The organism is Streptomyces cinereospinus (genome assembly GCF_042430725.1).
Classification (GTDB): Bacteria; Actinomycetota; Actinomycetes; order Streptomycetales; family Streptomycetaceae; genus Streptomyces; species Streptomyces cinereospinus.
Genome location: NZ_JBHMCY010000063.1, coordinates 1 through 14,339, shown reverse-complemented (window position 1 = coordinate 14,339; position 14,339 = coordinate 1). Strand labels below are relative to the sequence as shown.

General features: G+C 72.0%; 10 protein-coding genes. 6 read left to right on the top strand and 4 right to left on the bottom strand.

The features are described from left to right. The first annotated feature begins 161 nt into the window (after positions 1 to 161). Positions 162 to 854: a class I SAM-dependent methyltransferase gene (locus ACFF45_RS26730; protein WP_381349079.1), complete on the top strand. Its 693-nt coding sequence runs from the start codon at positions 162 to 164 to the stop codon at positions 852 to 854. Positions 855 to 936: 82 nt separating this feature from the next. On the opposite strand, the gene ACFF45_RS26725 is transcribed toward ACFF45_RS26730, so the two are convergent. From ACFF45_RS26725 to ACFF45_RS26710, 4 genes are all read right to left on the bottom strand, one after another. Next, complete coding sequence (locus ACFF45_RS26725; RefSeq protein ID WP_381349078.1) at positions 937 to 2,001, bottom strand: hypothetical protein; 1,065 nt, start codon at positions 1,999 to 2,001, stop codon at positions 937 to 939. Between the two features lie 67 nt (positions 2,002 to 2,068). Then, positions 2,069 to 3,007 (bottom strand): N-acetylneuraminate synthase family protein, encoded by a 939-nt coding sequence (locus tag ACFF45_RS26720; protein WP_381349077.1) that lies wholly within the window; start codon positions 3,005 to 3,007, stop codon positions 2,069 to 2,071. A gap of 14 nt (positions 3,008 to 3,021) precedes the next feature. Continuing rightward, positions 3,022 to 4,302 carry a cytidylyltransferase domain-containing protein gene (locus tag ACFF45_RS26715; RefSeq protein WP_381349076.1) on the bottom strand — a complete coding sequence of 427 codons (1,281 nt, stop codon included), beginning with the start codon at positions 4,300 to 4,302 and terminating at the stop codon, positions 3,022 to 3,024. A 32-nt stretch (positions 4,303 to 4,334) separates the two neighbouring features. After that, positions 4,335 to 5,687 (bottom strand): DUF6716 putative glycosyltransferase, encoded by a 1,353-nt coding sequence (locus ACFF45_RS26710; protein ID WP_381349075.1) that lies wholly within the window; start codon positions 5,685 to 5,687, stop codon positions 4,335 to 4,337. A 198-nt stretch (positions 5,688 to 5,885) separates the two neighbouring features. On the opposite strand from ACFF45_RS26710, the gene ACFF45_RS26705 reads away from it, so the two are divergent. From ACFF45_RS26705 to ACFF45_RS26685, 5 genes are all read left to right on the top strand, one after another. Then, complete coding sequence (locus ACFF45_RS26705; protein ID WP_381349074.1) at positions 5,886 to 6,872, top strand: glycosyltransferase family 2 protein; 987 nt, start codon at positions 5,886 to 5,888, stop codon at positions 6,870 to 6,872. Continuing rightward, on the top strand, positions 6,872 to 8,203 hold the full coding sequence (locus ACFF45_RS26700; RefSeq protein ID WP_381349073.1) for an alpha-2,8-polysialyltransferase family protein: 1,332 nt from the start codon (positions 6,872 to 6,874) through the stop codon (positions 8,201 to 8,203). The genes ACFF45_RS26705 and ACFF45_RS26700 overlap by 1 nt, the downstream gene beginning before the upstream one ends. A gap of 232 nt (positions 8,204 to 8,435) precedes the next feature. Beyond that, positions 8,436 to 11,156: a glycosyltransferase family 4 protein gene (locus ACFF45_RS26695; protein ID WP_381349072.1), complete on the top strand. Its 2,721-nt coding sequence runs from the start codon at positions 8,436 to 8,438 to the stop codon at positions 11,154 to 11,156. 738 nt (positions 11,157 to 11,894) lie between these two features. Further along, the gene (locus tag ACFF45_RS26690) at positions 11,895 to 13,100 is read left to right on the top strand and encodes an acyltransferase family protein (protein ID WP_381349070.1); all 1,206 of its coding nucleotides are present in this window, start codon (positions 11,895 to 11,897) and stop codon (positions 13,098 to 13,100) included. A gap of 385 nt (positions 13,101 to 13,485) precedes the next feature. Beyond that, the coding region (locus tag ACFF45_RS26685) for a class I SAM-dependent methyltransferase (protein WP_381349068.1) at positions 13,486 to 14,339 on the top strand (854 nt) is incomplete at its 3' end.

Below are 14,339 nucleotides of genomic sequence, written 5' to 3'. Positions count from 1 at the left end.
GGTATCGGTTGGGGTGGGTATGCTCGCCCGATTTCCTTGGGATCGGGTAGATCACGAGTACCACCCTCTCCTCCACGCATACCACGCCCGGCCCCACCCGCGCGCTTCCGTTCACCTGACGGACCCCCACGGCTCGCGGCCGGCCGGTAGCGTGCGCGACCGTGAGCGATCCGGACACCACCGCGTTCCTCGCGGCCACCCGTACCTCGTACGACACCATCGCCGCCGACTACGCGTCCCGCTTCCCCAAGGCGCTGGACGGCGTCCCCTTCGACCGGGCCGTGGTCGGCGCCTTCGCCGAGCTGGCCCGCGCGCACTCCCCCGCCCCGGTCGCCGACCTGGGGTCCGGGCCCGGGCACGGCACCGCGCTCCTGCACGACCTGGGCGTTCCGGTGTTCGGCGTGGACCTGGCGCCCCGGATGGTGGAGCTGGCCCGGCGGGCGTACCCGGCGCTCCGTTTCCACGTGGGCACGATGACCCGGCTGGACCTGCCGGACGCGGCGCTGGGCGGCGTCCAGGCGCTCTACTCGATCATCCATGTGCCGGACGAGCACCTGCCGGGCACGTTCGCCGAGTTCCACCGGGTGCTGCGGCCCGGTGCCCCGGTGCTGCTGGGCTTCCAGGCCGCCGACGCGGACGGCCGCCTGCACCTGACGGAGCGGTTCGGGCACGGGATCGCGCTGGACTATCACTGGCGTACGCCCGAAAAGGTGGCGCGGCTGCTGGTCGAGGCCGGGTTGGAGCCGTACGCGCGGGTGCTGCGGGAGCCGGTGGACGGTGAGAAGTTCCCCCGGGCCTTCCTGCTGGCCCGCAAGCCCGCCGAGGCGAGTACCGGGGCCGCGGGCCCGGCCTGATCCGGCGCGGCCCCCGCCGGGCCCCGCGACACCGGCCTGATCGTCACGACAGGCCCTTGCCCGGCAGGCCAGTGCCGCGGCACTAGACCGCCTGCACCGCCGACAGCCGGTGCACGTCCCGCGCGGTGCCCGTCACGCCGTCCAGGAATCCCTGGGCGCGGGGTGAGGCCGTCCGGGTGAGCCAGTCGGGGTCGATGTCGCAGACCGCCACGCGGACGTCCGTGCCGGCCAGGGCCAGCGGCAGGGTGTGGACCACCGTGGAGGGGAAGCTGAGGATGGTGCGGCCCACCGGGCCGCGGCGGGCGATGAGCTCCAGGGGCAGGTCGGGGCGGACCACCTCCAGGCCCGTCTCCACCGCCAGCCGGTGCAGCTTCTCGGCGCTCTCGCGGCGGTGGGCGAAGTAGCGTCGGGCGCCGTGCGTCCTGGTGAGCGCGCGCACCGCCTCCAGGTAGCGGTCGCCGTCCACCACGCCGGTCTCCACCAGCGACGTGCCGACCATGTCCGCGCCCTTGGTGATGCGCGGCGGTCCGAAGCGGGCGCGGGTCCAGGCGAACGTGTTCGCGGTGACCGTGACGCCGCCCGGCGTCTCCTCGATCGGCATGGCGGAGAACACCTCGGCCCGGCGGTCCCCGCCCGGGGTGAGGCGGCGCCTGGCGGCGGACGAGACCGGAGCGAAGAGCAGGTCGCGCGGGCCGGGGCGGGCGCCCCGGCGATGCCAGCGGACCAGGCGTTCGCCGCGGGCGAGCTGGGTGACGAACTCCATCGTCGCCGTCCCGTCGTCCACGACCACCAGCTCCCGCGCCCGGGTGATCGTCAGCAGCAGCTGGACGTACCGCGAGAACGGATCGCCCATCACGATCCGTTCCGCGCGGCGCAGCGGCCCCATGAGCCCGCCGATCGTCCGGAAGGGTGCCGACGCGCCGCCGCGCGCCTCCTCCCAGCGGACCTCGTGGCCCTCCTCGCGCGCCAGTTCCGACATCCGCCGCAGCTGGCCGCGGGTCATCGGATCGACGGGCGAGAGGACCACGAGGGTGAGCCCCGCGCCGGGGGCGTGGACGTGCGCCCACTCCAGCACGTTCAGGAGCTGTACCGGACTCTCGACGAAGGCGAGGGTGGGGGGGCCGGCATTCCCGGCGCGGGGGCTCATCGGCTTGCGACCGTCCCGTCGTAGGGCGTTGTGGGGTTGTCGGGGCCGGCCGGGGCCGGCCGGGGCGTCAGACCTGGACCGGCTCGCCGGCCGCGGCGGCGATCTCGGCCTCGGCGACGACGCCCTGGACGCGGCGCAGCTTCTTCATCGGGCCCAGCTCGGAGTCGTAGACCTTCTTGACGCCGTCACCGAGGGAGGCCTCGATGGTGCGGATGTCGCGCACCAGACGCTGCAGGCCCTGGGGCTCGACGGAGGCGGCCTGGTCGGAGCCCCACATGGCGCGGTCCAGGGTGATGTGGCGCTCGACGAAGGTGGCGCCGAGGGCGACGGCGGCCAGCGTGGTCTGCAGACCGGTCTCGTGGCCGGAGTAGCCGATCGGGACGTTCGGGTACTCCTTCTCCAGCGTGTTGATCACGCGGAGGTTGAGCTCCTCGGCCTTCGCCGGGTAGGTGGAGGTGGCGTGGCAGAGCAGGATGTTGTCGCTGCCCAGGACCTCGACCGCGTGGCGGATCTGCTTCGGCGTCGACATGCCGGTGGACAGGATGATCGAACGGCCGGTGGCGCGCAGCGCCTTCAGCAGCTCGTCGTCGGTGAGGGAGGCGGAGGCGACCTTGTGGGCGGGGACGTCGAACTTCTCCAGGAAGGCGACGGCCTCGGTGTCCCACGGGGAGGCGAACCAGTCGATCCCCTTCTCCTTGCAGTACGCGTCGATCTGGGCGTACTCGTCCTCGCCGAACTCCACGCGGTGGCGGTAGTCGATGTAGGTCATCCGGCCCCAGGGGGTGTCGCGCTCGATCTCCCACTGGTCGCGCGGGGTGCAGATCTCCGGGGTGCGCTTCTGGAACTTGACCGCGTCGCAGCCCGCCTCGGCGGCCACGTCGATGAGCTTGAAGGCGTTCTCCAGCTCGCCGTTGTGGTTGATGCCGATCTCGCCGCAGATGTAGACGGGCTTGCCGGGGCCGACCTCGCGGGTACCGAAGGTGCGCAGGCGGGTGTGGGTGCTCATGGCAGGAACTTTCCTTATTGGGTGAAAGGGTCGAGAGAGTCGAGAGAGGGTCCGAGGATCCAGCCGGCGATCTCTCGGATCGCGCCGGCACCACCGGGGACGGTGGTGACCGCGCGTGCGGCGCCGCGTACGACGTCGTGGGCGCTCGCGACCGCGACGGGCCAGCCGACGAGGGCGAAGCACGGCAGGTCGTTGACGTCGTTGCCGACGTAGAGCACGCGCTCCGGCGCGATGCCCTGCTCCTCGCACCACTGCTTCAGCGCGAGGTCCTTCCGGTCGACGCCGTGCAGCACCGGGATCTGCAGCTTCCGGGCCCGGGCGGCGACGACCGGGTTCTGCTCCGTGGACAGGATGAGCATCCGCAGGCCGCTGCGGCGCAGGGCCGCGATGCCCAGGCCGTCGCCGCGGTGCACGGAGACGAACTCCCGTCCGTCGGCATCGATCAGCACCCGGTCGTCGGTCTGGGTGCCGTCGAAGTCCAGTACGACCGCGTCGAGGTCGGCGGCGGTCGGCAGGGCGCCGGGGCGGTCCGCGTCGAACAGCGGGGCCAGGGCGCGGGCGCGCGCGAGGTCGTGCGGGTCGTCGACCTCCAGCACGCGCGCGGGGTCGGTGCGCACCAGCTCGGTGCGGCCGAAGAAGCGGTGCTGGTGGGTCCGGAAGCCGGCCGCGTCCATCGCGTAGGCGGCGCCGGTCTCCAGCAGGTCCTGGGGGCGGTCCTGGCGGCGGGGGCGGAACGCCTTGTCGTGGTTGACGCCGTAGCCGCCGCCGGTGCTGCGCGAGCCGGCGGCGGTGACCACGGTGTCGGCCTCCGCCTCGGCGTCCGCGTCGCGCCAGACGAAGCCGTGGAAGGGCGCGACGGTGACGGCGGTGTCGGCGCCGTTCTCGACGACCGCGCCGGCCACCCCGTCGATGTCCTCGCGGACCACGAACGGGCTGGTGCACTGCACGAGCAGGACCACGTCGACCGGCGAGCCGTGCAGCGCCTCGTGGGCGTCCATGGCGTGCAGGACCGCGGCCTCGGAGGTGGCGGTGTCACCGGCGATGGCGGCGGGGCGCAGCACGACCTCGGCGCCGGCCGAGCGGGCGGCGGCGGCGATGGCCTGGTCGTCGGTGGAGACGACGACGTCGGTCACCAGCCGGGAGGCGAGGCATTCGCGGACCGCGCGGGACACCAGCGGGACACCGCCGACCGGGGCGAGGTTCTTGGCGGGGACGCCCTTGGAGCCACCGCGCGCGGGGATCACCGCGAGGACCCGGCGCACCGTCGCGCCCTGGCCCGCTTCCGGGTTGGACATGGGAACTACTCCTTGAGCAGGGTTGGTGCGGCTCACAGCTCCCCCATCCGCCGGATGACGGGCGCGACCCGCTGGACGCCGTGCCGGTAGGCGCCGCGGGCGGCGCGGCGCACGATCTGCCGCACCGGTCCGGGCTCCTTGTCGTGGGCGGGGGCACCGGGCAGCGGGGTGCCGTCGGGGCCGAGGTGGTGCCGGGCGAGGATGCCGGGCAGGTAGCCGGGGGCGGTCGCCGGCGTGTAGTACGGCGTCAGGGGCGGCAGTCCGGCGGGCTGCCCGAGCAGCTTGGTGATCCGCTTCCGGGCCGCGTCGAAGGCGGTCTCGTAGGAGCCGCCGTCGGCGGCGACGCCCTGCCGGGCCACCCAGCCGGCGTCCGGCGCGGGCCGGTGCCCGGCGTCGAGCTGGTCCCAGGAGGCGAGGCAGCCGGAGCCGACGAAGTGGTGGTTGCCGAGCACCTCGCGCACGCCGAGGTCGGTGAGGACGGCGGTGGGGATCCGGCGGTGCAGCGACTCCAGCGCGGCCGTCGAGCTGACCGTGACGAGCAGGTCGGTGCGGTCCAGGACCTCGCCCATGTTGCCGTAGACGAGCCGGAAGTTGGGGGGCAGCTCGCCGTGCTTCTGGGCCAGCCGCTGGTAGGGCAGTTCCTCGATGTGGGTGGTGTGCTCGCCGGGCTTGGAGCGCAGCTTGAGCAGCACCTCGCGTTCGGGGTGCAGCCGCGCGTGCTGGACCAGGCGGTCGAGCAGGTAGGTGCGGTCCCTGCGGTTTGCCGGGACCGAGGGCTGGGCGGCGAAGACCACGGTGTACGGGTCCTGTTCGCCGGTGTACTTGGCGCCGCCCAGGAACGGCAGTGCCACCTCGGTGACCGCCGAGGAGTCGGCGCCGACCCCGTCGTACACCGCGCGGAAGCGCTCGGCGTCCTGGCGGGAGTTGGCGAGGACGAGGTCCGCGCCGTGCCGCAGCAGCAGACCGTCGGCGAGCTTCTCGTAGACGACGCCGACGTAGCCGGTGACCACGACGGGCCGCTTCTCGCGGTCCTCCCACACGCGCTTCAGGCCGTGCAGCATGGCCTGCACTCCGCCGCCGACCAGGGAGAGCACCAGCACGTCGTAGGACTCCCGCGCCATGGTGTGCAGGAATTCGACGGCCGTCACCTCGGTCAGCGAGTCGGCGCGCACGCCCACTTCCGCCAGCTGGCGGGGCGTGGGGGTCGCGCGGCCGCGCAGCAGGAATCCGTCCAGGGCGAGGGCGACTTGCGTCTCGCCTCGCGGTCCGGCTTCCATGGACGGGCCCGGAGCGATACGGCTCGCCGTGAGCGCACCCCATTTCCAGCGGGTGTCCGAGTCGGCGAGTACTGCGATCCGCGTGGGCTTCGTTGTACTTGGTGGCACGTCCAAGACGCTAGGAAGCCATTTCTAGTTACTGGCCAACCTCGCCTCAACGAAAAGTTAACAGCAACCCACCGAGAGCCGAACTGGCTCGCCGAAGCCCAGGAAGTACACGGGATGCACCGTTCCGACACATTGAGTTCACCCTCCGTACCCTCACCGGAAAGTTCCCCTGCGGGACCGCCTCCTACGCTTTCGCAGGTGCCAAAGCTCTCCGTGATCGTGCCGTTCTACAACGTGCAGCAATACGCCCCGGACAACCTGCGCAGCCTTCGCGCGAATGCCCGGCCGGACTTCGAGTTCATCCTGGTCGACGACAAATCGAAGGACGAGACGCCGGCCATTCTCGAACGCGCGGCCGAAGAACTCTCCGCGGTCGCCCAGGTGCGCTACATCCGCCGAGAGGAGAACGGAGGGCTGGCCACCGCGCGGAACACCGGCCTCGACGCCGCGACCGGCGAGTACCTCACCTTCCTCGACGGCGACGACTGGCTCGCCCCCGGTTACTACACCGAGCTGGTCGCGGCCATCGAGGAGCTGGGCTGCGACTTCGTCCGCACCGACCACGTCCAGGCCACCCACCGCGCGCGCACCGTGCACCGCGCGCCCGTCGGACGCCGCGACGAGGTGCTGGACCCGCGCGACGCCATCCTGCCCGCCGACCGCTCGACCTCGGTGGACTACCCCTACGCCTGGGCCGGCGCCTTCCACCGCCGGCTGCTGGACAAGGGCCTCCTGCACTTCACCGACGGGCTGCGCACGGCCGAGGACCGGCCGTGGATCTGGAAGCTGCACCGCGAGGCGGAGTCCTTCGCCGTGGTGGGCCTGCTCGGCGTGTTCTACCGGCGCGGGGTGGCCGGCTCGCTCACGCAGATCGGCGATGTCCGCCAGCTCGACTTCATCCGGGCCTTCGACCAGGTGGTCGAGGAGACGGCGGCGGACCGCGACGCCGACCGCCTGCTGCCCAAGGCGGTGCGCACCTACTGCGCGATCATCGCCCACCACCTGTCGGAGATCGAGAAGTTCGAGCCGTCCGTGGCCAGGCAGCTGCGGATCATGGCCGCGGCGGCCATAAAGCGCATGCCCCAGGACGCCCTCGGCGACGTACTCGACACGATGGACCTGCGGCGCGCCGCCAAGCTGCGGCGGCTACGGCGCCGGATCACCACAGCGAAGGCGGCTGCCTGATGTCCCGTACCACCCAGATCTTCTGCGTCTCCACGCTGTACGGCGCGGCCACGCTCGCCGCCGCGATCGACTCCGACTGCTTCACCGAGCCGGACCGGCGGGTGCTGCTGGTCTTCAACAACTCGGCGACGCCGGAGACCACCCCGGCCGTCGACGAGATGCCGGGCTTCGGCACGCTGCGCGACCACTTCGACGAGGTGCTGTCGTTCAACGAGGCGATCCGCCCGTTCCACCCCGGCGCCTGGCAGCCGCGCCCCGACGACCTGCCGCTGTTCGAGCGCTACCTGCGGCTGCTGTGGGGGCTGGGCGAGGACCGGGTGGAACTGGTCGTGGAGTCCGTCCAGGTGAACCCCTCGCTCGCCCTGGCCCAGATCTTCACCGGCGCCCCGGTGCACGTCTACGCCGACGGCCTGATGAGCTACGGCCCCACCCGCAACAAGCTCGACCCGCTGGTCGGCACCCGCATCCGGCGCCTGCTCCACCTGGACCTGGTGCCCGGCCTCACCCCGCTGCTGCTGACCGAGTTCGGCGTGCCGGCGCAGCTGGTGCCGACCGACGCCTTCCTCAAGGTGATGAGCGGCCTCACCGGGGCCGCCGGGGACCTGCCCGGCCTCCCCGACAACGCGGCCCTGCTGCTCGGCCAGTACCTGTCCGCGCTGAACATCCTCTCCCCCGCCGAGGAGGAGGACCTGCACGTGCGGATGATGCGCGGGGCGGTCCAGCGGGGTCACCGCGCGATCGTGTTCAAGCCGCACCCCACCGCGCCGGCCCGCTACAGCCTCGCCCTGGAGGCGGAGGCCGAGCGGCTCGGCGTCGGCCTCACCGTGCTGGACACCCCCGTCCTCGCCGAGGTGATCTTCGCCAAGGCACGCCCCGCGCTGGTCGTCGGCTGCTTCTCCACCGCGCTGTTCACCGCGTCCGCGCTCTACGACCTGCCGGTGGCCCGCATCGGCACCGAGCGGCTGCTGGAGCGGCTGACGCCGTACCAGAACAGCAACCGGGTGCCGGTCGCCCTGGCCGACGCGCTGCTGCCGGCCCTGGAGGGCGCCAAGGACGGCGACCGGCTCTCCGGCGAGCTGCTCGACGGCCTGGTCGACACCCTCGGGTTCACCATGCAGCCGCAGATCTACCCGAGTCTGCGCCCGGCGGCGGAGCGGTTCCTCGCCCAGCACTTCGGGCCGCGCACCCAGCGCTACTTCAAGAAGCGCCGGCTCACCTCGCTGGGCCTGCCGGGCGGCATCCCGGCGCGGCTGGCGTTTCTGCCGCGCAACTCCGCGGCCCGGCGCATGGTGCGGCGGGCCCGGGCGCTCAAGAAGGCCGTCCGCCGTTGAGCAGGCACTGACCAGCCACTGGGCAGCCGCTGACCAGCGACCAACCAGGTGCTGACCATATAAAAGTCACGGACAGTTCACTCAGAGTTCTACTTGGGTTCGAATTCCAGGAGTGCCGGGCACTATCTGATTCCCATACGAAGGTATGCCCGGTCCTCCGGAACTGTTGAGGCCCCCCGCATCAGGGCGCCTTCCGTTCTCCTTCAAGTAGTCGGAGTGGACTGGTACTTCTATGCGTATCGCTGTGTTTGTCGAGAACCGCAACGGCGTGGGGCTCGCCTCTGAGATCATGCGGGCCCGCAAGGCCGAGACGCATTCCTTCCATCTGGTCACGGCCGACCGGGACGGGCGCGTCGCCGAGTGGATCGAGCAGGAGGCCGCCGCCCGCTTCGACGGTCCGGCGGTCCGCAACCTCTTCGCCGTGGACGAGGCACTCAGCAACGAGGAGTTCCTGGAGGAACTGGGCGCGCGCGTGCGGGCGTTCGTCGAGGAGGAGCGCATCGAGCGGCTGGTGTTCTTCAACGACCAGTCACAGCGCGGCCGCCGGGTCGCCCAGGCGCTGCGCCGCAGCCTGCCGCTGGTCCTCGTGCAGGACGGCCACCTGGACTTCCACTTCAAGAAGACCGACGCCGGCCTGCGCGACCAGAACTGGTACTACGGCTCCTCCTCCCCGGCCGCGGTCTGCGTGTGGGGCCCGGCCACGGCGCACCACCTGATGTTCCGCACGGCCGACGCCGACCCGCCGGTCCACATCACCGGCGCGCTCTCGCACAGCGACGACCCCGCGTTGCTGCGCGCCGCCCGCTCCACCACGCACCGGCACGCCAAGCGCCCCGGTGAGGCCCTGCGCGTCGTGATCCTGGACCAGCCACTGGCCGACCAGCGCAAGCTCTCCAAGGGAGAGCACCGCAAGCAGCTCGGCGAACTGTGCGCCGCGCTAGCCGAGTTCGGCGAGGTGGAGATCAAGCCGCACCCCTCCACGCTGGAGGGACACCTCACCTGGCTGCGCACGCTGCCCGGCGTGACGGTCCTGGAGGAGACGGCGCTGCTCGACGCCGCCGCGCTCGACGGCTACGACCTCGCCGTCACCTTCTTCTCCACCACCTACCTGCAGACGCTGCGGGCCGGCACCCCGCTGATCCTGTTCAGCCCGCCCGCGCTGAACATCGTCTTCCCCACGGTCAACCACCCCCTGCTGCGCAACGTCGGCACCGTCGGGGAACTCGTCGACGTCGTCGCCGACCTTCAGCGTTCGGGCAAGTTCATCGCCAACGCGCACGGCGAGCCGGTGGAGCACTTCCTCACCTTCAACGACGACGTCGCCGAGGATGTCGTGCGCCACATCGAGGAGGCCGCGGTGCCGGCCGAGCGGCCGGCCGGCGCGCGGCCCGCGGACCCGGCCGGCGGCACCGCCGCGGACCTGTCACGGGCCGAGCGCGCCCTGCGCGCCGTCCAGCAACGGCAGCGCCGGCCGCGCTCCCTGGCCGTACTGGGCCTGGGGTTCTCGTACGTCACCGGCGTGGCGATCCCCGTCCTCACCTACACCCAGTCGCTGCTCGCCCAGAGCCCGGTCGACGTCCGCTACTTCGACCTCGGGGTCTACTCCCGGGCCGAGGACGTGCTGTCCGACCTGGAGGGCGCCGAGGTCGTGCTGCTCAACAGCCTGGCGCCGTTCTGGCGTTCCGCGCTGGCCAACGACCTGGTGGAGGCGCTGCACGCCGTCGGACGCTCCGTGGTGCTCTACGCGCACGAGACGGAGTACGTCATGAACTTCGAGGGCGAGCAGCACGCGCTGCGCCACGCGGAGATGCTGAAGGTGCTGCCGAAGATGAAGGTCCTGTGCGTCTCCACCGCACAGGCCGACATGTTCCGCCAGCTCGGCGTGAACGACCCCGTGGTCATCTACAACACCGTTCCGCAGGACACCCACCGCGCCCGCGCCCGGCGCACCCCGGGCGCCGAGCCGCGCATCGTCATGGTCGGCTCGATGCAGGACCGCAAGGGCCTGGACCTGTTCTCGCGCGTCGCGGAACTGGCGCACACCCGGGGCCTGCCGTGGAAGTTCGCGTGGATCGGTCACAAGACCTGGCGCATCGGTCCCTCGACGCTGATCTCGGACCGCGTCGAGTGGATGGGAGCGCTCTCCCGCGACCGGGTGCGCGAGGAATTGGCCGCCTCCGACGTCTTCTTCCTCTCCAGCGTCGACGATCCGATGCCGCTGTCGGTGGTCGAGGCCGTGCAGCAGCGCCTGCGGACGGTCACGTACCACCGGGTGGGTTCCCGGGAGGTGCTGGAGGGGGTGCCCGGATACCGCTCCTTCGACGCGTACACGCCGGAGGCCGCCCTGGAGGCGCTGCGCGGCGTGCTGGGCGAGGAGGTCTCCGAGGAGGAGTACCAGGACGTCGAGGAACTGTTCGACATCCCGGCCTTCACCGCCCGGATGACGGCGGCGCTCGGGCTGCCGGGCCCGGGCGAGGACGCCCGCCTCGCGGTCGACAGCGCCCTGAGCGAGGACGATGACGACCGGGACGAGGAAGGACTCCCCGCCGACAGCGCCGCCGAGGGTGACGACAGCAAGTCGGCCCGGCGGTTCGCCGCGGTGCTCTCCCGGCACGGCCGTTATCTCGCCGAGGACTTCGCCCGGCACTTCAAGGCCGGCAAGGACGACGAGGCACTGCGCGTGGGCACGGAGATCCTGCGGCGCAGGCAGCCGGTGGACGTGCTCATCGGCATGGCCGAGATACGGGCCCGGCGCGGTGACGTCAAGGAGGCGTGCCGGCTGCTGTCGGCGGCCGCGATCGCGGGCGGCGAGCGGGCCCGGGTGTGGTCGGAGGTCGCCCGGGTGGCGGCGCTGCTCGGGACGCGCGGCCGGTCCATCCGGCAGCTCGCCCGCAAGGAGTCGATCCGCATCGAGCTCGGCAACCGTTCGGCGCGGCTCCTCAAGTCCGACTGAGCGGGACCCGCGCGGCCGCGCGGGTCCCGCTGAGCACCCTCCTGCCCCCGCGATACGGGTGAACCCGGCGTGCGGCGCACCACGCGCCGTCGCACGCCGGCTCCCTCATACCCTCTCCTGCCCCGACCCGACCGGCACCCCGGTCGACGAGCACGCCGTGCGCACCAACCTCGCGCCGGCCGGACAGGCCGGCAGTGCCGCCCGCATCCGGCAGGGCTTCTCGGAGGACGCGGAGACCCGTGCGGCCGTGTCCGACCGCAGCTACGGCGTGATCATCGTGGACGGCGACCACTCGGCCGGGGCGTCCTCGCGGATCTTCAGTGGGCCGAGGAGACAGCGGCGCCGGGCGCGATCGCGGTGCTCGACGACTTCGGCGACCCGAACTGGCCGGGCATCAAGGACGCCATGGACAAGCACCTGGCGGGTGAGACGTCTCAGCTACCTCGGCAAGGCGGCCGTTCGGCTTTCTGCGGGCTTCTGACCGGTCGTCGGGGCTGGGGCTTCGGGGCTGGGATATGCAAACTGTGATATCGAACTCACAGCAGCCTCTCGCTGACCTCTTTCCTTGCCGAGAGATGAACTACAGGGGACCGGTGAGCGAATCGCCCCTCTCCTGCGCGGGGGAGGGCCCATTCCACCCGTAATGTTGACGCGTACATTCGTTCTTTTCGGCCCGGCGCATTTCGATCACCGGCTGCGCCGGGCACGGCCCGCGGAAGCGGTACGAGGGGTGTCAGGGTGACCGAAACGGTCGTGAGCACGACGACAGCGCAGTCCGGCACGGCAGCGCTCACGAACGCACCGGCCGGGCAGGCCCCGTCGCCGCCGGAGCGGGAAGCGGGGAAGGGCACGAAGGACAGGGCCGTCGGCGGCCGGCTCCGGGCCCTGGACGGGCTGCGGCTGCTGGCCGCGCTGATGGTGGCGGGCTACCACTACGGCGGCCGGGGCGGCTACGTCACCGAGGCCTGGGGCTCCTCGCCCAAGTTCCAGTTCCCCACGATGCACTCGCTGCTGGCCTACGGCTGCCTCGGGGTCCAGATCTTCTTCATCATCAGCGGTTTCGTCATCTGCATGAGCGGCTGGGGCCGGTCGATGCGCTCCTACTTCGCCTCGCGGGTCGCGCGGCTGCTGCCCGCGTACTGGGTGGCGGTCGTCCTGGTGACGGTGGTGTTCGCACTGCCGGGCGTGGCCTACGCGGCGGTGTCGCCGAGCGACGCGCTGCTGAACCTGACCCTGCTCCAGGAGCCGCTCGGCGCCGAGCGGGTCCTCGGCGTGGACTGGACGCTGTGGGTGGAGGTCCGCTTCTACGCGCTGTTCGCCCTGTTCATCGTGTTGCCCGGCGCCAGCCGTCGGCGGATCGTGCTGTTCTGCGCGGTGTGGACGCTGGCCGCGGCCATCGCCCAGGCCTCGGGCGAACCCCTGCTGTCCCTGGTGCTGATGCCCGAGTACGCGCCCTTCTTCATCGGCGGCATCGGCATCTACCTGCTGCACCGCGACCGGCGGGACGTCACCGCCTGGGGCATCGTGGCGGTGAGCTGGCTCACCGGACAGCACTACGCGGTGGACAACCTGTGGCACCCGTCGACCCCGGACCAGTTCTCCTACCGCTCGTCCTTCGTCATCATCCTGATCGTCACCCTCGGCTTCGCCGCGGTCCTCGCCGTCGCCCTGGGCTGGCTGCGCTGGGCCGACTGGCGGTGGCTGACCGTGGCGGGCGCGCTGACCTACCCGTTCTACCTGGTCCACGAGCACCTGGGCTGGGTCGTGATCAAGGTCCTGCACCAGGACCTGGGGCTGTCGTCCTCGGTCACCGTCACCGGCACCGTCGCGCTGATGCTGCTGCTGGCCTGGCTGCTCAACCGGTACGTGGAGGAATGGGCGACCCCGCTGCTGCGACGGTCGCTGGCCGGGGCGTCGAGGGCGCGGCGCGTGGTGAAGGGCTGAGGTTCCGCTTCCGTGGCCGGGGTCTCGACGGAGCCGTCGCCGACCCGGTTCGTGCCGGACGCCCGCAGACGCGCGTCCCCGGCGGCCTGTTTCCGCACGACGCCGGCGTCTTCCCCATCCGCCCCGACGGCCAAGCCGGCCGGGCGGGGAGGGCGAGCGCGGGACTCCGGCCATACTCGGCCCGGGTCGGGGGTAGCCGAAGCGGGCCGGCAATCGTTCACACGGCATAGCGCCGTTCGTGCCCCGGACGCGGCCAGGACCGCGTACGGTACGTAGGTGATTGACCCGGTAATCACCTTCTCGGGGGTTTGGACGGGGTGTCCACCCGGGCAGGCGCCGGGCAGCTGCTGACCGGACCACCCCAACGAGGAAGTGCTCGTCTTTCATGACCACTGCACATGAGGCGCCCCCGCGGCCCCGCCGGCTCGACGACGTGCCGGGCTGGTTCCCCGTACTCGACCAGGTGCTCTTCGACTGGCTCCTGGCCCGGCAGGAGGCTGCGGGCGTCCGCGGCGACCTGCTGGAGGTCGGGGTCTACATGGGCAAGAGCGCGATCTTCCTGGGCCGCCGTCTCCAGGAGGGCGAGCGGTACACCGTGTGCGACCTCTTCGAGGGCGACGCCCCGGACGACGCCAACCGGGCCGAGTCGACGAAGTCGTACAGCGCGCTCACCCGCCAGGTCTTCGAGGCCAACTACCTCTCCTTCCACGACGCACTCCCGCGTGTCGTGCAGGGCCCCAGCTCGCTGGTGCCCGGCGAGGTCGAGCCGGGCACCTGCCGGTTCGTGCACATCGACGGCTCGCACCTGTACGAGCACGTGTACGACGACATCGGCGCGGCGCGTGATGTCCTGCTGCCGGACGGGATCGTCGTCCTCGACGACTTCCGCTCCGAGCACACCCCCGGCGTCTCCGTCGCCGCCTGGGAGGCCGTGCTCAGCCGGGGGCTGCGCCCGATCTGCCTGAGCACGCAGAAGCTCTACGGCACCTGGGGCGACCCGGAGCCGGTGCAGGAGGAGCTGCTGGCGATGGTGCGCGGGCGCGACGACTGCGGGCTCAGCGTGCAGCAGGCCGCCGGGCACCGCCTCGTCCGCCTGAAGTCCAAGGGCATGAAGGCCCCCGACTTCCCGCTGTCCCGGCACGCGGTGGAACCGGAACCGGAGCCCACGGTGCCCGAGCCCGCCGCGGAGCCCGCCGCGCCCGCGGCGGCCCGCCCGGCCCCGGCCCGGCGCCCGCGCCC

Coding starts and splice junctions, on each gene's coding strand:
- ACFF45_RS26720 (WP_381349077.1), bottom strand. CDS start 3,007: ATGAGCACCCACACCCGCCTGCGCACCTTCGGTACCCGCGAGGTCGGC.
- ACFF45_RS26725 (WP_381349078.1), bottom strand. CDS start 2,001: ATGAGCCCCCGCGCCGGGAATGCCGGCCCCCCCACCCTCGCCTTCGTC.
- ACFF45_RS26715 (WP_381349076.1), bottom strand. CDS start 4,302: ATGTCCAACCCGGAAGCGGGCCAGGGCGCGACGGTGCGCCGGGTCCTC.
- ACFF45_RS26700 (WP_381349073.1), top strand. CDS start 6,872: ATGTCCCGTACCACCCAGATCTTCTGCGTCTCCACGCTGTACGGCGCG.
- ACFF45_RS26695 (WP_381349072.1), top strand. CDS start 8,436: ATGCGTATCGCTGTGTTTGTCGAGAACCGCAACGGCGTGGGGCTCGCC.